24 protein-coding genes and 1 pseudogene are annotated in these 25,248 nt (G+C 63.2%); 8 read left to right on the forward strand and 17 right to left on the reverse strand.

The window, feature by feature from the left end; genetic code table 11:
• Positions 1-28: 28 nt before the first annotated feature.
• A pseudogene (locus tag G7076_RS02145) lies at positions 29-1,530 on the reverse strand (CoA-acylating methylmalonate-semialdehyde dehydrogenase).
• Positions 1,531-1,600: 70 nt separating this feature from the next.
• On the reverse strand, positions 1,601-2,353 hold the full coding sequence (locus tag G7076_RS02150) for a hypothetical protein (protein ID WP_166200027.1): 753 nt from the start codon (positions 2,351-2,353) through the stop codon (positions 1,601-1,603).
• 49 nt (positions 2,354-2,402) lie between these two features.
• Here G7076_RS02150 and G7076_RS02155 point away from each other — a divergent pair, with 49 nt between their 5' ends.
• Genes G7076_RS02155 through G7076_RS02175 form a run of 5 tightly spaced genes read left to right on the forward strand, consistent with a single transcriptional unit; the run spans position 2,403 to position 7,936 of the window.
• The gene (locus G7076_RS02155) at positions 2,403-3,329 is read left to right on the forward strand and encodes a DMT family transporter (RefSeq protein WP_166200029.1); all 927 of its coding nucleotides are present in this window, start codon (positions 2,403-2,405) and stop codon (positions 3,327-3,329) included.
• A gap of 5 nt (positions 3,330-3,334) precedes the next feature.
• A complete protein-coding gene (locus tag G7076_RS02160) occupies positions 3,335-4,705 on the forward strand; it encodes a M28 family peptidase (RefSeq protein WP_166203275.1) in 1,371 nt (456 codons plus the stop codon).
• A 38-nt stretch (positions 4,706-4,743) separates the two neighbouring features.
• Positions 4,744-5,007 carry a DksA/TraR family C4-type zinc finger protein gene (locus G7076_RS02165; protein WP_166200031.1) on the forward strand — a complete coding sequence of 88 codons (264 nt, stop codon included), beginning with the start codon at positions 4,744-4,746 and terminating at the stop codon, positions 5,005-5,007.
• 32 nt (positions 5,008-5,039) lie between these two features.
• A complete protein-coding gene (locus G7076_RS02170) occupies positions 5,040-7,313 on the forward strand; it encodes a VacB/RNase II family 3'-5' exoribonuclease (RefSeq protein ID WP_166200039.1) in 2,274 nt (757 codons plus the stop codon).
• A 41-nt stretch (positions 7,314-7,354) separates the two neighbouring features.
• Entirely contained in the window at positions 7,355-7,936 is a 582-nt protein-coding gene (locus tag G7076_RS02175; protein ID WP_166200041.1) for an NAD(P)H-dependent oxidoreductase, read from the forward strand.
• On the opposite strand, the gene G7076_RS02180 is transcribed toward G7076_RS02175, so the two are convergent.
• Both G7076_RS02180 and dcd read right to left on the reverse strand, forming a co-directional pair.
• Positions 7,933-9,138 (reverse strand): aminotransferase class V-fold PLP-dependent enzyme, encoded by a 1,206-nt coding sequence (locus tag G7076_RS02180; protein ID WP_166203277.1) that lies wholly within the window; start codon positions 9,136-9,138, stop codon positions 7,933-7,935. The genes G7076_RS02175 and G7076_RS02180 overlap by 4 nt on opposite strands.
• Complete coding sequence (gene dcd / locus G7076_RS02185) at positions 9,138-9,692, reverse strand: dCTP deaminase (protein WP_166200043.1); 555 nt, start codon at positions 9,690-9,692, stop codon at positions 9,138-9,140. The genes G7076_RS02180 and dcd overlap by 1 nt, the downstream gene beginning before the upstream one ends.
• Positions 9,693-9,873: 181 nt before the next feature.
• Between dcd and G7076_RS02190 the strand changes: the two genes are divergently transcribed.
• The gene (locus tag G7076_RS02190; RefSeq protein ID WP_166200045.1) at positions 9,874-11,367 is read left to right on the forward strand and encodes a replicative DNA helicase; all 1,494 of its coding nucleotides are present in this window, start codon (positions 9,874-9,876) and stop codon (positions 11,365-11,367) included.
• A 364-nt stretch (positions 11,368-11,731) separates the two neighbouring features.
• On the opposite strand, the gene G7076_RS12640 is transcribed toward G7076_RS02190, so the two are convergent.
• Positions 11,732-12,718, reverse strand: coding sequence for an outer membrane beta-barrel protein (locus tag G7076_RS12640; RefSeq protein ID WP_277343925.1), 987 nt, complete (start codon positions 12,716-12,718; stop codon positions 11,732-11,734).
• A gap of 382 nt (positions 12,719-13,100) precedes the next feature.
• On the opposite strand from G7076_RS12640, the gene G7076_RS02200 reads away from it, so the two are divergent.
• Positions 13,101-14,477 carry a L,D-transpeptidase family protein gene (locus G7076_RS02200; RefSeq protein WP_166200047.1) on the forward strand — a complete coding sequence of 459 codons (1,377 nt, stop codon included), beginning with the start codon at positions 13,101-13,103 and terminating at the stop codon, positions 14,475-14,477.
• On the opposite strand, the gene astD is transcribed toward G7076_RS02200, so the two are convergent.
• Both astD and G7076_RS02210 read right to left on the reverse strand, forming a co-directional pair.
• On the reverse strand, positions 14,478-15,914 hold the full coding sequence (gene astD / locus G7076_RS02205) for a succinylglutamate-semialdehyde dehydrogenase (protein ID WP_166200049.1): 1,437 nt from the start codon (positions 15,912-15,914) through the stop codon (positions 14,478-14,480). It abuts the gene before it with no gap.
• 47 nt (positions 15,915-15,961) lie between these two features.
• Positions 15,962-17,332 carry a protein adenylyltransferase SelO family protein gene (locus G7076_RS02210; protein WP_166200051.1) on the reverse strand — a complete coding sequence of 457 codons (1,371 nt, stop codon included), beginning with the start codon at positions 17,330-17,332 and terminating at the stop codon, positions 15,962-15,964.
• 49 nt (positions 17,333-17,381) lie between these two features.
• Between G7076_RS02210 and G7076_RS02215 the strand changes: the two genes are divergently transcribed.
• The gene (locus G7076_RS02215; RefSeq protein WP_166200053.1) at positions 17,382-18,260 is read left to right on the forward strand and encodes an alpha/beta hydrolase; all 879 of its coding nucleotides are present in this window, start codon (positions 17,382-17,384) and stop codon (positions 18,258-18,260) included.
• Here G7076_RS02215 and G7076_RS02220 read toward each other — a convergent pair.
• From G7076_RS02220 to G7076_RS02265, 10 genes are all read right to left on the reverse strand, one after another.
• Positions 18,257-18,847: an SCO family protein gene (locus tag G7076_RS02220; RefSeq protein ID WP_166200055.1), complete on the reverse strand. Its 591-nt coding sequence runs from the start codon at positions 18,845-18,847 to the stop codon at positions 18,257-18,259. The two genes, G7076_RS02215 and G7076_RS02220, sit on opposite strands and share 4 nt — an antisense overlap.
• A complete protein-coding gene (locus G7076_RS02225) occupies positions 18,844-19,275 on the reverse strand; it encodes a copper chaperone PCu(A)C (protein ID WP_240913941.1) in 432 nt (143 codons plus the stop codon). Before G7076_RS02225 ends, G7076_RS02220 begins: the two co-directional genes overlap by 4 nt.
• Before the next feature lie 39 nt (positions 19,276-19,314).
• Complete coding sequence (gene argR, locus G7076_RS02230; RefSeq protein ID WP_166200059.1) at positions 19,315-19,761, reverse strand: arginine repressor; 447 nt, start codon at positions 19,759-19,761, stop codon at positions 19,315-19,317.
• On the reverse strand, positions 19,758-20,630 hold the full coding sequence (gene argF, locus G7076_RS02235; RefSeq protein ID WP_166200061.1) for an ornithine carbamoyltransferase: 873 nt from the start codon (positions 20,628-20,630) through the stop codon (positions 19,758-19,760). The genes argR and argF overlap by 4 nt, the downstream gene beginning before the upstream one ends.
• Positions 20,627-21,520 carry an acetylglutamate kinase gene (gene argB, locus G7076_RS02240; RefSeq protein ID WP_166200063.1) on the reverse strand — a complete coding sequence of 298 codons (894 nt, stop codon included), beginning with the start codon at positions 21,518-21,520 and terminating at the stop codon, positions 20,627-20,629. The genes argF and argB overlap by 4 nt, the downstream gene beginning before the upstream one ends.
• Positions 21,517-22,677, reverse strand: coding sequence for a bifunctional glutamate N-acetyltransferase/amino-acid acetyltransferase ArgJ (gene argJ, locus G7076_RS02245; RefSeq protein WP_166200065.1), 1,161 nt, complete (start codon positions 22,675-22,677; stop codon positions 21,517-21,519). Before argJ ends, argB begins: the two co-directional genes overlap by 4 nt.
• Positions 22,674-23,690: an N-acetyl-gamma-glutamyl-phosphate reductase gene (gene argC / locus G7076_RS02250; RefSeq protein ID WP_166200067.1), complete on the reverse strand. Its 1,017-nt coding sequence runs from the start codon at positions 23,688-23,690 to the stop codon at positions 22,674-22,676. Before argC ends, argJ begins: the two co-directional genes overlap by 4 nt.
• A gap of 103 nt (positions 23,691-23,793) precedes the next feature.
• Complete coding sequence (locus tag G7076_RS02255) at positions 23,794-24,000, reverse strand: hypothetical protein (protein WP_166200069.1); 207 nt, start codon at positions 23,998-24,000, stop codon at positions 23,794-23,796.
• Positions 24,001-24,333: 333 nt separating this feature from the next.
• Entirely contained in the window at positions 24,334-24,567 is a 234-nt protein-coding gene (locus G7076_RS02260) for a hypothetical protein (RefSeq protein ID WP_166200071.1), read from the reverse strand.
• Between the two features lie 5 nt (positions 24,568-24,572).
• Positions 24,573-25,235, reverse strand: a complete 663-nt coding sequence (locus G7076_RS02265) for a response regulator transcription factor (RefSeq protein WP_166200073.1) — start codon at positions 25,233-25,235, stop codon at positions 24,573-24,575.
• Positions 25,236-25,248: the final 13 nt, after the last annotated feature.

A 25,248-nucleotide genomic window follows, 5' to 3' on the forward strand; every position in this document is an offset into this window, starting at 1 on the left:
TCAACGCGCTCCATCGGATTTCGCTGCCTCACCCCATTGTCGGGATGATGAACGCTTCCTTGTGGTCGCCCGATGCACTTCCGTCTGGCCAGCGCTGCGTGACGACCTTGTTCTTGGTCCAGAAGCGAAGGCCTTCCTGCCCGTACTGGCCGATGTCGCCGAAGCCCGAACGCTTCCAGCCGCCGAAGCTGTGGTAGCTGACCGGCACCGGAATTGGCACGTTGACGCCGACCATGCCGACGTTGACCCGGTTGACGAACTCGCGCGCGGCATGGCCGTTGCGGGTAAAGATGGCGACGCCGTTACCATATTCATGCTCGCTCGGCAGGCGTACCGCCTCTTCGAAGGTATCGGCTCGGACGATCTGCAGCACGGGCCCGAAAATCTCTTCCTTGTAGCTGCGGAAGCTGGGCTTCACGTGATCGAACAATGTCGGCCCGACGAAGAACCCATTCTCATGGCCCTGGAGGATGAAGCCGCGGCCGTCGACTACAAGCTCGCCACCCTCGTCGGCGCACATCTGGATGTAGTTCTCAACGCGCTGCTTGTGCGCCTCGTTGATCACCGGTCCGTAATGCGCTTCCGGATCGGTCGAGATCCCGACCTTCAGACTGGCGATCGCCGGAACCAGCTTCTCGCGAAGCGCGTCGGCCGTGTCGTCTCCGACCGGCACCACCACCGGAAGCGCCATGCAGCGCTCACCGGCCGAGCCGAATGCCGCGCCGGTCAGGTCGTTGACCACCTGATCGAGGTCCGCGTCGGGAAGGACGATGCCGTGGTTCTTGGCGCCCCGAAGGCCTGCACGCGTTTTCCGTTCGCGGTTCCGCGCGAGTAGATATATTGCGCGATGTCGCTTGAGCCGACGAAGCTAACGGCGGCGATATCCGGATGGTCGAGGATCGCATCGACCATTTCCTTGTCGCCGTGAACGACGTTGAGCACGCCGTCGGGAAGACCTGCTTCCTTCATCAGTTCGGCAAGGCGCACCGGCACGGACGGATCGCGCTCGCTCGGCTTCAGGATGAAGGCATTGCCGCAGGCGATCGCCATCCCGAACATCCACATCGGGATCATCGCCGGGAAGTTGAATGGCGTGATTCCCGCGCCGATGCCGAGCGGCTGGCGCATCGAATAGACGTCGATTCCGGGGCCTGCGCCCTGCGTATATTCGCCCTTCAGCGCCTGCGGGATTCCACAGCAATATTCGATGACCTCGAGGCCGCGCTGAACATCGCCCTTGGCGTCGGCGATGACCTTGCCGTGTTCGCTCGACAGCATCTCGGCGAGGGCGTCCATGTTCGCCTCGATCAGCTCCTTGAACTTGAACATGACGCGGGCGCGGCGCTGCGGGTTGGTCGCCGCCCACTCCGGCTGCGCAGCCTTCGCCGCATCCATCGCCTTTTTCAGCGTGGTGACGGTGCCAAGACCGACGTGGGCCTGGATTTCGCCGTGGCTGGGGTTCCACACGTCGCTGGAACGCGGCGCGTCGTTGTAGCTGGATCCGTTGATGAAATGGTCGATCTGACGCACGAGGGGCCTCTCTTCGGGAATTCGGGTTCGGCGGCTCCCTAGACCTTAAGAAGCGCGCTTGCCAACCGGTTCAGCGCGCCTTCGGGCAACGCGCGTAGTGGCGCTTCAGCAGCTTGTCCCACGCCTTCTGCCCGGCCTTGTCGACCTTTTGCAGCGACAATCTGAAGTCGCGAAAATTGTCGTGATTGGGGATGGAGAGTTCCGCCTCCAGGATATGGCCTTCGCCCTGGTCGAGCAGCAGATAGCCAGTGGCGGGCTCCGGCCCTTCCAATGTCAGGTTGAAGCGAACCGCAGGCGTATTCTCCACCATGTCGAAGCCCATATATTTGGCGTCGACGCGGCCCATGTAGCGCAGGAAGCCTTTTTCCTTCGGCCATATCAAAGGCAGCCCGAAGGAGAAGTCGCGGCGCGGCCTGACCGATTGCAGCTCGGCATTCAGGGTCCCGAAGTCGAAATCGAACAGGTGCCACGGCCGGTCCGGCACTTTCATCTGCTCGGAAAGCCGGCCGCCAGGCGTGTCGACCCAGGCGGAAAGCGTCCGGCTTGCCGGGTCGAAGTCTATTCGCCCGAATTTCACCTGCTCGCCCAGCCGCCCGACCTTGCCGGCATCGAGGCTGGCGACCTCGCCGCTCTTCTGGTCGAAGGCCGCGGTGACATAGGCCGCGGTCGTGCAGCGGCTGACATATTTGTAGACCGCGACCGTCGAAACGCTCGGGCGATACATGACGACATTCTCCGGCTCGCTGCCGTCGCGGTTCGACCGGATGTAATGCAGCACGGGCGGGGAAGCCGCTGCGGCGGCGAAGAGCATCAGGCTCAGCATGTCCTGACACTATGGGCAATTGTCCGAAGCTCCAATAGGTGAAGCGGCGATGCAGGGAACCCGCGACACCGACCGGCCGATCGAGCAGCGCCCATTGCTGGCCATGGGGCTCCGGCTGCTGACGGCGCTGCTGCTGGCATCGATGTTCGCAGGCGTGAAATGGGCGTCGCAGCGCGGAGTCCATGTCGTGGAGAGCCTGTTCTGGCGCCAGCTCGGTTCGGCTTTTTGCGCAACGGCGTGGGTGGCGTGGGGTCCCGGCTTCGAAACGCTCAGGACGAAGCGGATTGGCGCTCATGTCACGCGCATGGGCATCGGCCTCACCGCCATGTTCCTCAATTTCCTCGCAATGACCCTGCTCCCGCTGGCCGAGGCCACGGCGATAGGCTTTTCGGTGCCGATCTTCTCGGTTGTCCTGGCGGCGCTGGTGCTCGGCGAGCCGACCGGCAAATGGCGCTGGGGTGCGGTCGTCGTCGGCTTCATCGGCGTTCTCGTCGTCGTCCAGCCCGGCAGCAGCCATTTGCCGCTGGAAGGTGGCGCGGTCGCGGTCGTTGCGGCCTTGATGACGGCGGCGGTGACGATCGTCATCCGCAGACTTGGCGCGACGGAGGCGGCGGCCACGACCGTTTTCTGGTTCGCGGTGAGCTCGCTATTGCCGCTGGCAATCCTGATGCCGTGGTTCGGCAAGGCACACGACCTCCAGACCTGGGCAATCGTCTCTGGCTTGTCGCTTGCCGGCGGCCTCGCGCAGCTGACTCTTACCGGCGCGCTTCGCCTGGCTCCGGTCGCCCTCGTCATGCCTATGGATTATACCAGCCTCATCTGGGCGACCCTGTTCGGCTTCCTCTTGTTCGGCCAGCTGCCCACCGAATGGACGTGGATCGGCGCGCCGGTGATCATCGCCTCCGGCCTCGTCATCCTGTGGCGCGAGCATCGGCTGGCCCGGGCTTCACGCGCCGCGCAGGCCGTGCCAGAGTGACGGCCATGATCCGTGTCACCCTGCTTTCCGCCGCCCTTCTTTCCACCTCCGCTGCCGCAACGGCGCCTCCACCGACGCCCGAGGTCGTGATGCACGACATCAGCATCCGCGTAAGCGGGGCGCGGATCAAAAAGGACGTCGAAAAGCTCGTCAGCTTCGGCACCCGTCACACCCTGTCGTCGCAGACCGACCCCAAGCGCGGGATCGGCGCCGCGGTCCGCTGGGCGGAAAAGGAAATGAAGTCGTTCGGTCTTGAAACGCTGCAGACCTGCGACACGGTTACCGGACGGCGCGTTCCAACCCCGACGAAGGTATGCAACGCTGTCGCAATCCAGCGCGGCACCGAGCGGCCCAACGACGTCGTCATCATCACCGGCCATATCGACAGCCGCGTCAGCGACGTGATGGACTTCACCAAGAACGCGCCGGGCGCCAACGACGACGGCAGCGGCACTGCGGCGGTTCTCGAGGCCGCGCGCGTGCTGTCCAAGCACAAGTTCCCCGGCACGATCGTCTATGCCGCGCTCTCGGGCGAGGAACAGGGTCTGCTCGGCGGTAAGATCCTCGCCGACTATGCCAAGGCGCAGAGTTGGAACGTCATCGCCAATCTGAACAACGACATTATCGGCAACAGCTGCGGGTCGGACGGTGTCTGCAACGACAAGGTTGTCCGCGTCTTCTCCGAAGGTCCCCGTTGGCAGGGCCGCGAGGAACTGGCGGCGCAGCAGCGCAGCCTAGGCGGCGAAAATGACAGCCCGTCGCGCAATATTTCGCGCTTCCTCGATACTCTCGCCGAGCGGCTGCCGCACATCGGCCTCGACGTCATGCAGGTGTGGCGCAACGACCGCTTCGGGCGCGGTGGCGATCACACCGAGTTCCTCAACGCGGGCTTTCCCGCCGTCCGCTTCTCGGTAGCGGTCGAGAATTACAATTGGCAGCATCAGGATTTGCGGACGGAAAAGGGCGTCGAGTACGGCGACACCATCGACAAGATGGATTTCCCTTATCTTGAAAAGGTGACGAAGCTGAATGTCGCCGCGCTCGTTGCCATCGCCTCTGCCCCGCCGCCGCCAATGCCCTCGGTCGAGGGAGCGGTTTCTACCGACACGACGCTCAAATGGCCGATGCTTTCGACCGCCGATAGTTTCGTCGTTCGGTGGAGGCGGTCGGATGCGAACCAATGGCAGAATGAGCTGCGAGTACCGAAGCAACTTCGCGCCGATACTCCTGACACTATCGTGCTGAAGGGAATTCGCGTCGACGACTGGGTGTTCGGCGTCTCCTCGGTCAGCAAGAGCGGCTTCGAAAGCCCGGTCGCTTCGGCGGTCCCCGGCGGCGCATTCAAGCCTTACGTCGTCCCACCGCCGAAGCCTTGAGCCTTCCTGTGCGTTGAGGCGCGCGTAAGGAGAGATTCATGGCCGGTGGTTGGACTCGCGACGGCGCGGTGCAGGACCAAATTGACGACACGGTAAAGGACGCCATCCTTCGCGCCCGTGCGCTCACGCCACAGGGGGAGAGCGCCGAGGAATGCGACGATTGCGGGGAGCCGATCCCGAAGAAGCGGCGCGAGGCGCTACCCGGCGTCCGCACCTGCGTCGCTTGCCAATCGGAACGAGACAAGGCCATCGTTCATTCCACGATCAACCGCCGCGGTTCGAAGGACAGTCAACTTCGCTAGTGGCAAACGATGCGAAGGACTAAGACCGCTTGATGCCGCGCAAACCGAAGGCGGGACTGCCCACGCCAAAGCAGATTCTCGAATTCATCGAGACCAGCGACCAGCCCGCCGGCAAGCGAGAGATCGCGCGTGCCTTCGGTCTCAAGGGTAATGACAAGATCGCGCTGAAGACCCTGCTCAAGGACATGGCGGACGAAGGGCTGATCGACTCCGCGCCCGGCCGCGCCTTCCACAAGATGGGCGGCGTGCCCAAGGTCACCGTGCTTCGTGTGACGTCGGTCGAGGACGGCGAAGTGTGGGCGACACCGGAACAATGGCATGCCGAAAAGCCGGCTCCGAAGCTACGCGTGATCGAGCGCGGCAAGCGTTCGGCCCTCGGTCTCAATGATCGCATCCTCGCCCGCACCGAGGAGCGCGGAAAGGGCCATGTCGCCCATGTGATGAAGAAGCTGCAGCGCTCGGCCGACCTGGTTCTCGGCGTGGTGCGGCTGGAGGGTGACCGGCACTACTTGACCCCGGTCGACAAGCGCGAGCGGCGTGAGCTGCCGATTTCCGACCTTGGCGATGCGCAGCCCGGCGACCTCGTCCTTGCCGAACCATCGGGTCGTCCGCCGCGCGTGACGGCGCGGGTGGACGCGATCCTCGGCGATCCGTTCGCCCCGCGCAGCTTCTCGCTCATCGCCATCCACAAGCATGGCCTCCGCGACGAATTCCGCGACGAGGCCATTGCCGAGGCGAAGAAGGTCGCGCGCCAGAAGCTCGGCGAAGAGCGCGAGGATCTCACGCATCTGCCGATCGTCGCCATCGACCCGGAGGACGCACGCGACCATGACGACGCCATCTGGGCGCAAGCGCGCGAGGACGGCGACGGCTGGGACGCGATCGTAGTCATCGCGGACGTCAGCTATTACGTCCGCCCCGGCAGCGAACTCGACCGCGAGGCGCGCGCCCGGGGCAACAGCGTCTATTTCCCCGACCGCGTCGTGCCGATGCTCCCGCACGAATTGTCGTCGGACATGTGCTCACTCAAGGAGGGCCAGCTTCGCGCCGCGATGGCCTGCCACCTGCACATCGGCAAGGACGGCGCCCTCAAGAGCTGGAGATTCACTCGTGCCAAGATTTGTGTTGTCGCAAACATTGCGTACGAGAATGCACAAGCGGCGATCGACGCCGCGGGCGAGGAAGTCACCGAGGTCTCTTCGTCGCCCTGCGCGATGCCGGCGGTCGAGGGACCGGTCCCGGCTGAGATCGTCGAAAAGGCGCTGAGGCCGCTCTGGGCCTGCTGGCGCGCTTTGCTTTCGGCCCGCGAGAAGCGCGAACCGCTTGAGCTCGACCTGCCCGAACGCCGCGTCGTTCTCGACGAGAAGGGCCGCATTCTGTCGGTCGCGCCGCGAGAACGGCTCGATGCCCATCGCCTGGTCGAGGATTATATGATCGCGGCAAACGTCGCGGCTGCGAAGGCGCTGGAAAAAAAGAAGGCGCCGGTCATGTATCGCGTCCACGAGGCGCCTAGCCGGGTCAAGCTGACCACGCTCAAGGATTATCTCGGCACGTTCGACATCGAGTTCGCGCTTGGCCAGGTCATCCGGCCCGCCACCTTCAATCGCATCATCGAGCGGGTTGGCGACGATCATGAGGCTCGGCCGGAGATCATGGAGCAATTGCTTAGAACGCAGATGCAGGCGCGCTACTCGCCCGAGACACTCGGGCACTTCGGACTTTCGCTCGGCGCTTACGCGCATTTTACCTCGCCGATCCGACGCTACGCGGACCTGCTCGTCCACCGCGCCCTGGTTAGCGCCTACAAACTAGGCGAGGGCGGGCTGCCAGCGGAGGACGGGACGAAGTTCGAGGATATCGGCGAGCAAATCTCGATGCTCGAACGGCGGGCGATGGAAGCCGAGCGCGAAACGGTCGATCGTTATGTCGCGGCGTTTCTCGCCGACAAGGTCGGGCAGATCCTGCGTTGCCGGATAACCGGCGTTCAGCCATTCGGATTCTTCGCGACGGTCGAGGATCTGGGCGGCGATGGGCTGGTCCCGGCGGCGATTCTTGGCAACGAATATTTCCGCTACGACGAAGCGTCGCAATCGCTCATCGGCGAGCAGAGCTCGGAGACCTTTGCCATGGGCCAGAAGATCGAGCTCAAGCTCGCCGAGGCCAATCCGGCGTCCGGCGCGCTGCGCTTCGAGCTTCCGGAGGGCCGTTTTGCCGGGCCGCAGCGCCAGCGGAAGGATCGCGTACGGACAAGGGCGCGCCGCGGCCGCCCGGGCAATATCCGGCACCAGGGCCGCCGCCGCCGGTGACGAAGAGAGGATCGAAACGCGAAGCAGGGGATTGAGCAGCCATGGACAACTACAGAATCGCAATCGTCGTCGGCAGCCTTCGCGAAGGCAGTATCAATCGCAAGATCGCCCGATCAATGTGCGGGATGCGTGGAGACGGTCTCGAATGCTCGATGGTCGAGATTGGCGACCTCCCGCTCTACAATCAGGATTACGATGCGCTGCCCCATCAGCCGGAAGCATACACGCGCTTTCGCGATCAAATCGCCGCTGCCGACGGAATCCTGTTTTGTACTCCGGAATATAATCGCGGAGTCCCTGGCGTCCTCAAGAATGCCATCGACGTCGGCTCGCGGCCTTACGGCAAGAGCATCTGGAACAAGAAGCCTGCGGCAATCATCTCTGCGTCGCCAGGAGCGATCGGCGGCTTCGGCGCCAATCACCAGCTTCGTCAGGCCTGCGTGTTCCTGGACATGCCAGTGATGCAGCAACCGGAAGCCTATCTGGGACACGTTACGGACGACAGCTTCGATTCCGACGGCTGTCTGAAGGAAGGGCCACTGAAGGATTTGGTCGCGAAGCTGGCCCATGCGTTTCACGACTGGGTGGACATGATTCACCGCTCGCGGGCGGCGCTGGCCTAGGTTACGGCCTTCCGCTCCGCGAAACGCGCTTCTCGCCACACTCCGGACAGAACAACATCCCGGACGATCGCGCCGGCCCGCGCCACGTCCGAATAGCTAAGGTACAAGGGGGCGAAACCGAAGCGGGCAAGGTTGGGTGCACGAAAGTCGCCAATTACGCCACGTTCGATCGCGGCCTGGACGATGGCGTAGGCATGATCATGACCGAATACGACGTGACCACCCCGAATCGACGCATCCATTGGTGAGGCCAGCGATAGGCAATCGCCGACCGACTCGATGAACAGGTCACCGAGACGCCCAGCCTTGGCTTCGACGTCCGCGATCGCAACGCCATCGAAGCTTTTCAGTCCTTCGTCCAACGCGGCCATGGCCAGGATTGACGGCGTACCTGTCTGGAAGCGGCCGATCCCGGCGGCGGGCCGATAGTTGGCATCGAAATCGAACGGGGACGAATGGCCGAACCAGCCGGGCAGCGGATTGGCGCAGCACCCCTGCAGGTCGCGGCGCACGAACAGAAAAGCAGGCGCCCCGGGACCTCCGTTGAGATACTTGTAGCCGCAGCCAACCGCAAAATCCGCGCCGGAGCGGGAAAGGTCCACGGCCAGCACACCGGCACCGTGCGACAGGTCCCACAACGTCAACGCGCCCGCGCCATGGGCAGCACTGTTAAGTCCCGCCATGTCGTGCCGTTCGCCGGACCGGTAATCGACCTGGGTCAGGGCGACAAGCGCGACCGTTTCGTCCAGTGCCGAGCGCAGCTCCGCACGAGGGACCGCGCGAAGCGTCAGACCGGCGAGGTCGGCGACGGACTGGAGCATGTAAAGATCGGTCGGGAAGTTGCCAGCCTCGCTCAGAATGATCTTCCGCTCAGGCCGCAGCGCGCAGGCGGCCATCGCCAGCTTGAACAGATTGATCGAGGTCGAATCGCAGACGAGCAGTTCGTCCGGCGATGCGCCGACGAGCGGCGCGATCCGCTCAGCGATCTGTCGCGGCCAGTCGATCCAGCCTGCTGTGATCCAGCTGGCGATGAGGTTCTCACCCCACTCCCGCTCGCTCGTCAGCCGCAACCGATCGGTGGTGGAACTGGGCAGGGCGCCAAGGCTGTTGCCGTCGAGATAAATCACGCCATCCGGCAGTTGGAACCGCGCTTTGGCGAAGGTCAGCGGGTCGGCCGCGTCGAGTTCGGCCGGATCGAGCATCACAGGCGGGGGAGGGTCACGCCGCGCTGCCCCATATATTTGCCGGCGCGATCCTTGTAGCTTGTCTCACAGCGCTCGTTCCCCTTGAGGAACAAGAACTGGCACGCGCCTTCATTGGCATAGATTTTCGCGGGCAGCGGCGTCGTGTTGGAGAATTCCAGCGTCACATGCCCTTCCCAGCCGGGCTCCAGCGGGGTGACGTTAACGATGATCCCGCACCGCGCATAGGTCGATTTGCCAAGGCAAATGACCAGCACGTCCTCCGGCACGCGGAAATATTCGATGGTCCGGGCCAGCGCGAAGCTGTTGGGCGGGATGATGCAGACGTCCGTCTTGCGATCGACGAAACTGTTGGCGGCGAAGTCCTTGGGGTCGACGATGGCATTGTCCACGTTGGTGAAGATCTTGAATTCGTCGGCGACCCGCGCGTCGTAGCCGTAGGAGGACAGGCCGTAGCTGATCGCACCCTCGCGCCGCTGCGCCTCGACGAACGGTTCGATCATGCCGTTGGAAAGGGCCTGCTCGCGAATCCAGCGGTCGGAAAGAATGCTCATTCGCCTTGGCTAATCGGCCTGCGACGACGCTTCAATTCAAACGGAATCTTTTCTGTGGACGGGCTTGGCGCGAGAAATCCCCGTTCTGTCGCAACTGCGGGGCAAAGCGCTCACATACTATCCACAGGCGTGTTAGTTTTACTGCATTGTCCGCGCGGACTGCGCCTTTAAGCGGGGATCCATGGCCGAAATCATTCGAATCGCCGGAGCGCCGGACAACAACGCTGAGCCGCAATCTCTGCCGCGCAACATCGAGGCCGAAGCGGCGCTTCTCGGTGCGTTGATGATCGACAACCGGCTGGTCGAGGATGTCCAGCTAAAGCTTCGCTCCGAGCATTTCTTCGAGCCGCTCCATGGCCGGATCTACGATGCGATCCTGCGCATGACCGACAAGAACATGATCGCGAACCCGGTGACCTTGAAGCCGATGTTCGATGCCGACGAGACGATGAAGGAAGTCGGCGGTGCGGCCTATCTCGCGCAATTGACCGGCTCAGGCGCCGCAATCATCGGCGCCCGTGACTTCGCACAGCAGATTTACGACCTGGCCCTGCTTCGTTCGCTTGTGGGCGTCGGCCGCGACATGGTTGAGGGGGCTCTTGATACGTCGGAGGACGTCGCGCCGCTCGAGCAGATCGAACGCGCCGAGACCGAATTGTATCGGGTCGCTGAACAGGGCGGCGGTGAAGGCAAGGCTAAGAGCTTCGGCGAAGCGACCCGGCTCGCGGTCGAAATGGCCCAAAAGGCGCTCAACAGCGGCGGCCACCTATCCGGGGTCACCACTGGTCTCGACTCGCTCAACGGCAAGATCGGCGGGATGCATAAGAGCGATCTGATGATCCTCGCCGGCCGTCCTGGTATGGGCAAGACATCGCTCGCCACCAACATCGCGTTCGCGGCGGCCCAGCGTTTCGTCCGCGACCAGGAAGACGGCATCGACCCCGCAAAATCGGTCGGCGCCCCGACGGCCTTCTTCAGCCTGGAAATGTCGGCCGACCAGCTGGCGACGCGTATCCTGGCCGAGCAGTCGGGGATCAGTTCCGAAAATCTGCGCATGGGGAAGATCAGCCAGCAGGAGTTTCGTTCGCTGGCCCGTGCCGCAGCGGAGCTGGAGAACCTGCCGCTTTACATCGACGACACCCCCGGCCTGACGATCGCAGCGCTGCGAACGCGTGCCCGGCGACTGAAGCGGCAGAAGGGCGTCGGCTTCGTTGTCGTCGATTACCTCCAGCTGCTGCAGGGCACCGGAAGGGGCAGCGCTGGCGACAACCGGGTCCAGGAAATTTCGGAAATCAGCCGCGGCCTCAAGCAGCTCGCCAAGGAGCTGGATTGCCCCGTGCTCGCTTTGTCCCAGCTAAGCCGCGCGGTCGAGCAGCGCGAAGACAAACGCCCCCAGCTTTCCGACCTTCGCGAGTCCGGCTCGATCGAACAGGACGCCGACATGGTCTGGTTTGTCTTCCGCGGCGACTATTATCTGGCGGCCAAGCAGCCGGCCGACGATCACCCGGATTTCGCCGCCTGGCAGGAGGAGATGCAGCGCATCTACGGGCTTGCCGAAGTTATTGTGGCCAAGCAGCGTCACGGCGCGACGGGCAAGATCCGGCTCAAGTTCGACAGCCGCATCACCAAGTTCAGCGATCTTGCGGAAGAGGCCTACTTGCCCGAACACCGATAGGGGAGCACCCGCCAAGGACCGGCGGGTGTGGGGGCGGATGAGGGCGCTGGAAGTTCCCCCTCCGGCGCCCTCATTTGCATGTTGAGGCCCCGAGCACAGCGTAAGCGGAGCGCAGAGAGTGTAGCTGTGCGAGAGCGGCTGAGCCCGGACGACCGCCGCCCCTAAGGCAAGCAGATCGGAAGCGAAGCTGGCGAGACGACACCACGCGGATTTACTTCGCGCAGTGCCGGCCTCCGATGAGATCAACTCAAAAAGAAAGGCCGGCCACCCTAAGGTGACCGGCCAAACTCTTTACCAAGCCGTGGCTTAGCCGCGTTCCGGCTCCGGCGGAGGCGGCGGCGGCGGCGGCGGCGGCGGGCAAGCCTCAGTCGCCAGGATCACCGAGCCGTCCGGGCACGTCTGCGTGGCAGGCGGCGGCGGGGGCGGCGGCGGGGCGGAGGCGGCGGCGGCGGCGGGGCGGAGGAGCCTCACCACCAAAGTTGAAGATCAGGCTCGCCAACAAGCTATGCGAGCTGAACTTGTCCGTCATTTCCGATGCAACCGTCGCGTCGATCACCTGGCGGTTGCAGGTGCGCGAAGGAAGAGCGGTCGACGGGCAGAGCTCGGTCGAAGTGACCGGACGCTGCGAACCGGCATAAGTGATCACCGTGTCCTGCAGGCTGACGTGGCCGGTCTGGAAGTACCGATACTTGACACCGAGATCGAGCCAGTCGGTAACGGCGAAACGGGCGCCGGCGATGAGCTGCCATGCCCACGCGCTATCGTCGTCGCTAAAGCCCTTGACGCGAGCGCGGCCGAAACCGCCACCACCGTAAAGCGCGATATCTTCAGTTACATTGAAATCGCCGAGGAGGTTGAACATCGCCGAATAAACCTTGACGGTGTCGTCAAGGCGACCGTCGTCGTCAAAGTCGTCCTGGGTGATGATCGGACGCGTGGCCCCGCGAATATCGGGAAGGTCGCGAAGAATGTTCTCGTTGATGTCGTCGAGAAGGCTCTGCGAGATTTCCGAATTGCCCTCGGCGCGCTTGTAGCCGATTTCAACTTCGGCGCGGATAAAGCCGAAATCGTAACCGGCAACCATGTCGATGTCGAAGCCGGAGTCGTATTCGATTCCAAAGGCGTCTTCGTCGAACGTATCAGCGGCGAGCGGATAGGGCGCGCCATCCGACGTCGCAGCGGTGCTGCTGAAGCTGAACGTCTCGTCGTAAGAAACGCCGATGTTGCCGTCGTTATCCTTCGGCCACATGATGCCGCCTTCGATGCCGACATAACCGGCGCCGTCGCGGGCATAGGCCGGAGCGGCCATAATTGCGGAGACTGCAGCTGCCCCCAGGAGTAACCTACGCATTCCTTGCTCCTTTGCTTTGATCTCGAGCCTGAACTCTACCTCAAGCCATACGGTCGTCGAACTGAAAACACATTCCCTAAGTGCCGGGCTGGGGAATTTGCTCGGGCGTTGTTGCCGAAGCGCAACATATGACGGGAATGTGAATTGCGTGTTGCTAGAGGCGTTTCGCCGCTGGGAAAAACGCGTGTTTTCTCGGGTTCGCTGGTCAATAACCCGAATTGGCGAAACGGCCCGTTCGCTTGAGGTTCATATGCGGCCTCCCATTTAAAGGACGCGTTTTGTGACACTCCTGTGTCGCCGATGTGGCGGCAAGGGATTGAAGCAATTTGGGAATTCCGGCACAAACGGCATTCGCTGTGAAACCGGGGAATAAGAAGGGGTGATGATGCGCGCTTCCGCGATTCTGCTGACTGCAATGGCTTCGACAATGATGTTCGCGAGTCCGGCCGAAGCAAAGAAGAAGCAGCCGCCGGTACCGGCGGCGCCGGCTCGTCCGGCTCCAATCCTCGCCTTGCCGGGCTCGCCGAATGCGAGCGCGGTCAATTATTTCTTCGAGCGCCGGCAGGAAGCGCCGCTGTGGCTGACCGCCGCCGGAACCGCCGCGGTGGCCGACCTTCTTGAAATCTTGCGCAAGGCGCCGATCGACGGTCTTCCGCAGGGCCCGCAATATGCGGCGCAGGTAGAAGCACTGGTCCAGGCCGCGGCAACGGGCGATGCGGTCGCCAAGAAGACCGCGGAACGCGCTTTGACCAACGCCTGGGTCGATTACGTCCAGGCGCTCCAGCGGCCGAACACCAACGTCATCTGGGGCGATCCCTATCTGACCCTGAAGCCAAGCGCTCCGGACCGGATCATGGCCCTGCTCGCCGCGGCGCCGTCGATCGCCTCGCATCTCCAGACTGTTTCGGCGGTGAACCCCTATTACTCCGCGATCCGTGAGGTCGCACTTGCGGAACAGGCTTCAAGCGGCCGTGCTTCCGACAAGGCGCTGCTCAACCTGGAACGGGCGCGCATTATCCCTGGCACGGGCAAATTCATCCTGGTCAACGCCGCAGAGCAGCGGCTGCACATGTTCCAGGGCGGTCAGAGCGTGGGATCCATGAAGGTCGTAGTCGGCGATGCCGACAAGCTTGGCCTGCCCACCCCGATCATCGCCAGCACGATGCATTACGCGATCGCCAATCCCTATTGGCACGTGCCGGAGCATCTCATCCGCAAGTTTGCACCGAACATCGCCAAGGACCCCGTCGGCTACCTGAAGAGCCGTAATTACGAAGTCATCTCGGATTTCAGCGAGAATCCGCAGGTCCTCTCGCCGACGTCGGTCGACTGGAAGGCCGTGGCGGCAGGGACCGCCAAGGTCATTCTTCGCCAAAAGCCGGGCGGCCAGAATTCGATGGGCAAGATGAAATTCCCGTTTCCCAATCGTGAGGGCATCTTCCTTCACGACACGCCGACACGAGAATATTTCACTCTCGCGAATCGAGCCAAATCCAATGGATGCATCCGCGTGGAGGATTATCGCGGCCTAGCGCATTTTGCCTTTGGGCGTGATGTCGCCGCGATCGGCAGCGAGCCCGAACAGCATATCGCGGCCCCGCGTGGAATTCCAGTCTACGTCACTTACCTGACAATGGTTCCCGGATCGAACGGCATTGAGACGTTTGCCGACCGCTATGGCTGGGATCGTCCGGGCGCGATGGCCGGCGGAATGCCCGCCCGCGCGGGGTCGGTACAGGCCGGCGGCTCGCCGAACTGATCAGACGTTCGCGGTGATTTCCTCGGCTGGGTCGCGGAGGCCCTGCTGGATCGCCGCGCGGGCCATCTCGCTTTCGCTACTGGTCACCGGATAGGCGCAATAGTCCGCAGCATAATAGGCGCTTGGCCGGTGGTTGCCGCTCAGGCCGATGCCTCCGAACGGCGCGTTCGACGGTGCGCCGTTGGTTGGCTTGTTCCAGTTGATGACACCGGCCCGGATATTTGCCCAGAAGGTGTCGTACAATTGCGGGCTCCCGCCGATCAGGCTGGCAGCAAGGCCGAACCGCGTGCGGTTTGCCTCGTCGATGGCGGCGTCGAAATCCTTCACCCTGATCATCTGCAGAACCGGCCCGAACAGCTCCTCGTCGGGACGGTCGGCGACTTCGGTGACGTCGATCAGGGAAGGGGTTAGGTACGGCCGTTCTTCCCAGGGCCGGTCTAACCGGCGGATCGGTTTGGCCCCCTTCATCAAGAGGTCGAGATAACGCTCCTGGAGCTGGTCCGCTGCCGCAAGGTCGATCAGCGGCCCCATGAACGGCTGCGGCTCCGCATGGGGATGATCGACGATGATCCGGTCGATGAGCTTGACCACGGCCTCGACGAGATCTCCCTCGGAGCCATCCTCGACGATCAGGCGGCGCGCGGCCGTGCACCGCTGGCCGGCTGATAGGTACGCGGACTGGACGATCATTGCGGCTGTCGCCTCGATGTCGCCCACGTCCCAGGCGACCAGCGGATTGTTTCCGCCAAGCTCGAGGGCAAGGATCTTGTGCGGGGCGCTGGCGAACTGCTTGTGAAGCGCCATTCCAGCATTGGCCGAACCGGTGAATAGCAGGCCGTCGATCCCATCCTGCGAGGCAAGCGCCTTGCCCTCTTCCGGCCCGCCGATGAGTAGCCGGACGACGCCCTCGGGGATACCCGCGGCATGAAAACATTCCACCAGCATCGCGCCTGTCGCTGGCGTCTTTTCGGACGGCTTGAAGACCACTGCGTTGCCGGCGATCAGAGCCGGCACGATATGTCCGTTCGGAAGATGGGCGGGAAAGTTGTAGGGGCCCAGAACCGCAAGCACCCCATGTGGCTTGTGACGGACGGCAATCTTGCTTCCGAGCGCAGCCTCTAGCTTCCGCGAAGGAGTGCGCTCCAGATAGGCGTTGGCCGAAATCTCGACCTTGTTGATGACGGATGCGATTTCGGTGCGTGCTTCCCAGAAGGGCTTGCCGGTCTCGCGCGCGATCAGGTCGGCAAAGGTTTGCTCGCGGCTTCTCACTTCGTTGGCGAAGCGTCGCAGCGCCTCGATGCGGTAGGACAGGCTGTGTGCGGCCCATGCCGGCCAGGCTGCGCGAGCAGTCGCGACCTCGGCGGCGGCATCGCCGGTCTCGCCCGACCAGATTTCCCCCCCGGTCGCCGGCTCGGTCGAAATGATCCTGTCGCTCACTGATTTCTCCGGCACCGCGCTGGGCTCACCCTTTGCAGCCCACTCGCTCAAGCGCAAGGCGGCGTCATGGCGTCAGCCATTCGGCGGATCGCCATGATCTTGGCTTCGAAGGGCGACCAGTCGTCACGCTCGGCGATGGCGGACCAGATGGCCTCGACCTCATCGATGTGCATCGAACAGGGCTCGGGATCGGACCAATAAGGATGGTCGATCGCGCCTGGCAGGGCAGCCCGGCCCTCGAGCTGCCGGGCGAGCGATGGGAACGGGAAGGCCTGATATACTTCCCCTTCCGGGATCCGGCCGCCGCGCCAATCGAAGAAAAAGCGATCGATCGTTGCTGTCCGGGTCCGTAGCGCGGCGAGCATCGCTCCGGCGAGATTGAGGTCGGATTCCTTGTCGGCAGGTCGAAGCCCGAGCCTCTTGATGAGCGCCTCGACCAAAGCGTCCTGGAAGAGCCCGGGCCATCCATTGAGCGCCTGCTCCATTGGTTCGCGGTCGGCGATGAGAGACAGGCAGCCGGCGAGCTGAGCCAGGTTCCAGTGGATCGCCTCGGGCTGGACTCCGAACGCATAAAGTCCGGCGTGGTCGAAATAAGCTGCGACGAAGCTTTCGTCCCAATGGGGCGTGAAGCGCCATGGGCCGTAATCGAAGCTTTCGCCCGTGATGTTGATGTTGTCACTGTTGAGCACGCCGTGGACGAAGCCGGCGACGAGATAGGAAGCGGCCAGGCCGGCAGTGCCAGAAAGGACTATTTCGAACAGCCGCTCCGCACCAGCGCCCGGCTGGTCGAACAGAAACCTGTGGCAATAATCGGCGAGCGCGTGAAGTCCTTCGCGGTCGTCGTAGAAGGCCAGGCGCTGGAAGGTGCCGATGCGGATATGGCCGTGGCTCAGCCGCGTGAGGACGGCCGAGCGCGTCGGCGAAGGTTCGTCGTTGCGTTGCAGGGACTCGCCGGTTTCGAACAGCGCGAAGGTCTTCGACGTATTCACGCCAAGCGCCTCCAGCATCTCCGTCGCAAGCACTTCGCGGATTCCGCCTTTGAGAGTCAGCCGGCCGTCGCCGAAGCGGCTGTACGGTGTCTGTCCGCTGCCTTTCGTGCCTAGGTCGAGCAGACGTCCCCGTTCGTCGCGAAGCTGAGCGAACAAGAAGCCGCGGCCATCGCCGATTTCGGGATTGTAGTTGCGGAACTGGTGTCCGTGGTAACGAAGGGCGAGAGGTTGTTCGAGATTGCCGGGCAGCGGCTCGAAGCGATGGAAATGCCGCTCCCACCCCTCGGAATCGAGATTGAGCCCGACACCTTGCGCCGCGCGGCGATTCACGAACCGTGCAATGGCGACCGGGAATTGCGCGGGTCTGACCGGGTCGTAAAAGCGGTCGCCGAGCTTCAGAATGGCCGGATCGGCGCGATAAATGCTCATATGCGCCCTATCTGGTGCATGGCGCGGCCTTCGGCTAGGCCAGCACGGAATGAGCGCACATCTGAAATGGTCGGACCGCTTCTGGACAAGCGCCGACGGCCTCAAGCTTCACTATCGCGATTATGACGGGCCGCTGGATCGACCGCCGATACTTTGTCTTCCCGGACTGACCCGCAATGCCGCCGATTTCGAGCCGGTGGCGGACCGTTTCGCGGGGGAGTGGCGTGTGCTGAGCGTCGATTTTCGCGGTCGGGGCGGAAGCCAACACGACCCTAAAGCCGAGAATTACCGCCCAAATATCTACGTCGCGGACCTCCTCAAATTGCTCGACCAGCTTGGGATCGCAGACGCAGTCTTCGTCGGCACCTCGCTGGGAGGGCTCGTGACGATGGCCATGGCCGCAAACGACAGCGAAAGGATCGCAGGCGCCCTGCTCAACGACATCGGGCCGGAGATCGACCCGCACGGTCTCGAGCGGATCGCGACCTATGTCGGGAAGCCTGTAACCTTCGATACTTTCGCGGCGGCAGTGGACCGTGTGTCCGAACGCAATGCCGGCATCTATCCGGATTTTTCCCGTGAGCAGTGGGAAGATTTCGTCCGTCGAATCATGCGTGGCGACGACGAGTCCGGCTGGATATTCGATTACGACATGAAAATCGCCGAGACGTTCGCTGCGCCCGCGAGTTCGAGCGAATTCGACGGCTGGCATTATTTTCGGTCTCTTGATGGCCGCCCGGTCACGATCCTCCGCGGCGAGACGTCCGATCTACTCAGCGCCGACGTCGCAAAGCGAATGACCGAGGAAATCGAGGATTGCGAGATGGTGACGGTGCCCCGCGTCGGCCATACCCCGACATTCGAAGAGCCCGAAAGCGTGGCGGCGGTCGAGCGGCTTCTCCAGCGGGTACTCTCCGCCTCCGGCTAGCTTGTGATGTTGCGCAGCTTCTGAAGCGCGGGTTCGTCGGTTTCGTCGAAGGCGATTGTTCCGCGAAACGCACCGTCACCGTCGAACAACAGAACCTGTGCGCTGTGATCGATGCTGTAGCCGCCGTCCGGGTTCGGCACCTTTCGGGCGTAGATGCCGAAAGACCGCGTGACATCCGCGATCTGCTGCGGGGTTCCTGTGAGCGCAATCACCGGCGTGTTGAACAACCTCGTGTAATCGGCAAGCTCAGCCGGCGTATCGCGTTCGGGATCGACGCTGACCAAAACTATCTCGAACGAGTCATCGCCCTTGCCGAGCTGCTTTCGGAGCTTGGCGAGCCGGGCTAGCGTATTCGGGCACACATCCGGACAATGCGTGAAGCCGAAGAAGAGTACATGCGGCTTGCCGTCGAGCGACCGGCTGTCAAACGTACTCCCGGTCTGGTCGGTTAGGACGAACGGTCCGCCGATCGACATCTCGGTTTCGTCCGAACTCACCGACGATCGTTGAACGTAGAGAATTGCCGCGCCGGCCGCAGCGAGGCCGACGAGGATCCATAAAAGAATGCGAAACGATCGAAGGCTCAATGTCCGTGCTCCATGGGCATCCCGCCGGGGCCGGTTACTGTTGCGCTGACGGATATCGGCGCGTGTCTCTCAAAGCGGAACGTCAGCGGGAGTTCGGGCGGATCCGCGCTGATCTGCCCTACGGACATTCCGTGGGCTCCGCCGCTCTTCAGTTGAAGACGGCCGTTGGCGGGGACGTCAAGGGCCTCCACGGGCCGCATTCGCATAACCCCGTCGGTCATGGTCGTCTCGTGGAGGCTGATCGGCACGCGGCCGTCGACTTCGATTCCGGTTAGCCTGTCCGCGCCGCCCTTGTTGTCGATCGTCGCATACACTGCTGCGCTGTTCGCGCTCGCCGCGACGGTGGCGTTCGTGACGTCCAGCGCCGGGTCGGGTTGGGCACAGCCGATGAGCGCGAGGGATAGCGAAACGATCGGCAAGAACCGCATGTCCACGCTCTAGCGACTCATTCGGCGCACCGGAAGATGTCAGCGCGGCTTCAGGATGCGCGCCAGCAATGAAGGATCATGGCCGTCGCGGACGGCGATGAACAATGTGTCGTCACCGGCGATCGTGCCTGCGATGCCGTCAAGTGCGGCTGCGTCGAGCGCCGCCGCGACGACATGAGCGGAGCCGGGGCGGGTCCGCATCACGACCAGATTTCCTGCGATTTCGACCGATACGCCCCACTCGCCAAGGATGCGCTCGAGCGAGTTCTGGCCATGGTCGCCGAAGGTGTCGCCGGGCAGCAGGTAGCTCAATTGCCCGTCTTTCTTGCCGCGGATTGCGCCGATCACCTCGAGGTCCCGCGAGACTGTGGCCTGAGTGACGTCGTACCCTGCCTCGCGAAGCCGGTTGGACAATTGCTCCTGGCTTGCCACCGGCTCGGCGCGGATTATCGCAGCCAGTTGGGAACGACGCGCCTCGGCGCTCACGGCCTTACCCCAAGCAACCAGGCCAAGGCGCCGCGAGCTGCATGGTAGCGATTCTCGGCCTGCTTCCACACAGCGCTCTGCGGCCCGTCGATGACCCCGGCTGTTACTTCCTCGCCGCGTATTGCCGGCAAGCAGTGGAGGAAGGCCGCATTCCGGGCGGCCTTGGCCATCAGCGCCTCGTCGACCTGGTAGGGGCGGAAGACTGCCTTGCGCGCCTCGGTCTCCGAGTCCTGGCCCATCGACACCCACACGTCGGTGTAAACAAAGTCGGCATCGCGCACGGCCACTGCGGGATCGCGAAGCTGCTTGACACCCGGAAACGCCAATATGTCGGCGCTAAGCTCATAGCCTTCCGGCGATGCGCAGCGGAACTCGGCGCCAAGCAGCGACGCGCCGACGGCGAGGCTTCGTGCGACGTTGTTGCCGTCACCGACATAGGCGATCTTCGCACCGGCGACGGACTCGCGAACCTGCTTCATGGTCAGCAAGTCGGCGAGTGCCTGAAGCGGGTGCGCGCGGTCGGACAGCATGTTGACTACCGGCGTGCCCGTGATCGCGTCCGCGAACGTCTCGAGCAGGGCATGGTTCTTTACCCGCGCGGCGACGATCGAATGGTAGCAGGCGAGGGTGCGGGCGATGTCTTCCGGACTTTCGCGGCTTCCAACGCCCACCTCGTCCGCCCGAACGCTGATCGGATGACCACCGAGCGAGGCGACCGCCATCTCCATCGAGTGACGGGTCCGGGCGCTGGGCTTTTCGAATAGCAAGGCGACCCCCTTGCCGGAGAGCGGCTTTTCCGCCGTCTCGGCAAGGTCGAGCATCTGGCCGATTGCGGCAGCATCATGCTCGGCGATGGTCAGCAGGTTCATTTCGTGCCGTCCTTCGCAATCATGGTACCAATCCCGCTCTCGGTCAGCATCTCGATCAGCAGGCTGTGGGCAATGCGCCCGTCGAGGATGTGGGCGCTGCCGACGCCCTGTTCGACGGCATCAATACAGCCGGTGAGCTTGGGAATCATGCCTTCGCTGACGGAGTGACGGCCGACCATCGTCCGCGCCTCTCCGGGAGTCAGCTTGCCGATCACCGAACCGGGGTCCTTGGGGTCGGCCAGAAGTCCCGGCGCGGCGGTGAGATAGACCAGCTTTTCCGCGGCCATCGCGGCTGCGATGGCGCAGGCTGCGGCATCGGCGTTGATGTTGTAGGGCTGGCCGCTGCGGTCGGCACCGACGGTGGAAACGACCGGTACCAGATCCTCGTCGAGCAGGCGCTGAAGGATTCCGGCGCGGACGAAATCGACATCGCCGACAAAGCCGAGCGCCGGATCGCGCTGGCGGGCGACGAGCAGGCCGCCGTCCTCGCCAGACACACCGACGGCAACCGGGTCATCGTCGGTCTCGCGGTTAATCTTGGCAACGAGGTCGCGGTTGACCTTGCCGACCAGGGTCATGCGCACGGCCTCCAGGGTGGCCTCATCCGTGACTCGCAGCCCGTCCTGGAACTTGCGCTCGATGTTGAAAGCCTTCAGCGTCGCGTCGATTTGCGGTCCGCCGCCATGGACGACGACGCAGCGCACGCCGACGCTTTTGAGAAGCAGCACGTCCTGTGCCAGCGCCTGGTCGAGGCGGTGGTCGATGGCATTGCCGCCCAGCTTCACGACGATCGCCTTTCCGGCGAAGCGGCGGACATAGGGGATCGCCTCGACGAGGAGGCGGGCGGCGTCGGCGGGCGCGAGCCCGTGCAAGCGCGATTCGTGGGTCATGACGTGACGCTGTTTTCCTTGATGTAGCCGGGACCGAGATCGATCCCGATGGCTCGGCCGGTCGCCTTTCCGGAGCCGAGGCCGCACTCAATCTCCACCTCCGGCTGCTTCATGTGGGCCATGACGGCCTTGTGATCGTGGGCGATTTCGACCCCACCTTCGGCGACGCGGGTTCCGCCATAGGATACGAAGCATTTGTCTGCGTCGAAGGCGACCCCGGCAGAGCCCGCGGCGGCGAGAATTCGCCCCCAGTAAGGATCGGATCCGAACCAGCTGCACTTGACCAGATTGTTCTCGGCAATGGCCTTTGCGCAGGCGCGCGCCTCGGCCGCTGAGGCCGCACCGCTGACTGTCAGCTTGACGACCTTGGTCACGCCTTCGGCGTCGCGCGCCATCTTCATCGTCAGGTCGAGACAAAGATCACGCACAGCGGCCGCGAACTCGGCCATGTCGGGCTTGCCCGCGCGGCCATTGGCGAGGAGGAAAACGGTGTCATTCGTACTCGTCGCGCCGTCGACGTTGAGCGTGTTGAAAGTCTCCGCCACGGCCTCGCGAAGGATTTTGGTCAGGGTCTGGGAATCGACCTCGGCGTCAGTGGTGAGGAAGGCCAGCATCGTCGCCATGTTGGGTGCGATCATTCCGCACCCCTTGGCCATTCCGCCAAGCGTGAAGTTCGAGCCGCGGATTACCGCTTCCTTCGGTACGTGATCGGTAGTCAGGATCGCCCGCGCCGCATCCGCGTGACCGGATCGGCTGAGGTGGGTAGCGAGCCGGTCGATGGCCGGCAGGATCTTTTCCATCGGCAGCGGAAGGCCGATGATACCCGTCGAGCAGACGAGGACGTCGGTCGCCGAGCAGCCGACTGCGCGAGCAGTGATCTTGCTCATCGCCCGGGCATTGGCGAGGCCCTCGGCGCCAGTACCGGCATTGGCATTGCCGCTGTTGACGACGATCGCCGAGGCGCGGCCGCCATTGGCGGAAAGGACAGCGCGAGAATGGACGACCGGCGGAGCGACGAACTTGTTCTGCGTGAACACGCCCGCTGCCGCGACGGGTTTGCCGTCGTCGGTCGCGACAATCGCAAGATCGCGGCGCTTGCGCTTCACCCCGGCGTGGCAGCCGGCGGCGACGAATCCAGGTGCGGCGGTAACGCTCACGGCCACATCCCCGCCACAGGAAGACCGGCGGTTTCTTCAATTCCAAGCATGATATTCGCGCACTGGATCATCTGTCCGGCGGCTCCCTTTCCAAGGTTGTCGATGGCGCACTGCGTCAGGATTCTGCCGGTGCGTTCGCAGCGGCGAGCGGTGAGGTGGGCAGCGTTCGTTCCGGCTACGGATTTGGTCGCTGGAGGCTGGTCCGACACACGAATGAACGGCTCGTCTCGATACGCCGATGCAAGCGCGTCGAGCGGATCGCCTTGTCCCGCCGCCATGCCGTAAGCGGTGACGAGCAGGCCGCGATCCATCGGCACAAGATGCGGCGTGAACAGCACCGATTGTCCGAGCATCATTTCCATTTCACCCGTGTGGCGGTGGGTGAGGAGGCCATAGGCGCCAACGCTCCCGTGAACCGAATCGAAGTGCGTCTTGGCGCTCGGGGCCTTGCCCGCGCCGGACACGCCGGAAAGGCCGTCGACAGTGACGGTTCCAGGCGCGATCAGCCCTGCTTCGACCAGCGGCTTCAGCGCCAGGATGGCCGCGGTCGCGTAACATCCCGCCGCGGAAACGGCCTTGGCGCCCTTGATCCGGTCGCGATGGAATTCGGGGATCCCGTAGGCGAACGTGTCGAGCAGTTTGGGCGCGCCATGCTCTTCGCCATACCAGCGGGCATATTCCTCGGCGCTGTCGAGCCGGAAATCGGCACCGAGGTCGACGAACGGCAAACCGGCATCGAGAATCGCGGGCGCAAGCTCCTGGCTCTTCCCATGTGGCAAGGCAGCGAAAACCAGCCCGGCATCGCGCAGCATCTCAGCGTCGTACTTGCGAACCGACGCTTGGGGATAGGCGAGGGCGAGCGCGGGATGAACCTCCCCAAGCGACTTTCCGGCGTCGCTGTCTCCGACGAGCATTGTCGGGCGTATATTGGGATGAGCAGCCAGGAGACGAAGGAGCTCCCCGCCGACATAGCCGCTGGCGCCAAGAATCAGGGCATCGATCATCGGCGCCATATAGGCTTCCTGAATAATTATGCAAACAAATGCATAACTATGCGATCATGGTGCCACCGCTGTTCCGTTTTAAAACCTTGGAATTCATCGACCGCGTCAGAATCTAAAGGCCCAGAGCTTCTAAGCGGTCGGCTTCAAGCTCGTACTTCGTAGCAATTTCCGACAAGGTCCTTGCGCCGTCTTCGGTTAGACAGCCTCGGGCGAGATCGCGGCAAACCTGCGCATGGCGGCGGCTCTCGACCGAGCTGCCGACGAGCTTGAGCGCGATCGATCTGGCTCGTCGCGTTGTCACCGATTCCATCTTGGTCATAGTCTCTGCTACCCTGTGCAGCATTCCATGCACTTGGATAACGCGGCTTGGACTGTCGGATAATAGGGGAATATCCCTAAGCTGCAGTATGTTGGCATGGATCGCCAGAGGGGTGACGGCAGGCACCGAACCTCGGCGGACTGACCAGCAATCTCCGGCAAGATCCCGTTACCGCGACAATGTAGCTTTGCGAACTCGCGCCTGTCCTTCCTCTCTTCGACGCACAATTTCGATCGCTACCTTCATTTCGACATCCGAAGCGATTTCCGAATCTCATATGGACCCGGCTAGACTTGCCAGAAAATCTATAAAGACTCCCAGTTCCGCTGGCCGCTACCCGTAGGCCAGCTGGCTGTCGTCCTGGTTGATCACGCCGATCAGGCGCTGCCGGTCCCATACTTCACGAGCCATTCCGTTCCGCGACGATCGTGCGAGCTGAAGAGCTTCTTCATCGGATGTGGCCTCCAGCAGGCTGACGACTGGCACGACCCAACCCGGCTCGAAATCGCAGATGCTGTAAATTCGGCTTTCGTTCGAAAACATGATCTTGTCCCGCTCCATGATCATTGGCCTCATGCCTCAACGAGTTGATTTCTCACGGCAAACCGCACCAGATCCGCCGTCGTGTTCAGCTCCAGCTTGCGCATGATCGCGGAACGGTGGGATTCGACGGTCTTGATGCTGATGTGAAGCAAGTGGGCGACCTGCTTGTTCAGGCGGCCTTCGGCAATGAGTTGCGTCACTTCCCGCTCCCGCCGTGTCAGCGAGCTTGGCAGGGTGGGCATACCTTTCGCAAGCTTGTGCGCAGCCTCGGCGCAGAACGTCGCTGAGAAATAATTCCGACCGAGCGACGCGGCATCGAGCGCCTTCAGAAGATGCTCTTCCGGCTCGGATTTCAGGATGTAGCCGCGCACGCCCGCCTGCAGCGCCTGGAAAATCACCTCTTCCCTATCGCACAAGGTGAAGAGGATGACCTGCAGCCGCGGCAGAAGCCGCTTCAGCGTCTCCGCCAGCACGAGGCCGTTTCTTCCGGGCAGCGTGTAGTCGATGACCGCAATGTCGGGCCTGGTTTGCATGGCGACATCGACGGCCTCTAGACCGTCGGACGCTTCGCCGACGACACTGTAGCAGGCCCTGGTTTCAATAAGCGCCTTCACGCCCTGGCGAAGAAGGGGATGATCGTCGACCAGCATGACGCGAATCGACGGTCTGTTCAGGGTAACGCCGCCGGTCATTGGACAAAGCTCC

The sequence above is a fragment of the Sphingomonas sp. HDW15A genome (assembly GCF_011301715.1).
GTDB lineage: Bacteria > Pseudomonadota > Alphaproteobacteria > Sphingomonadales > Sphingomonadaceae > Sphingomicrobium.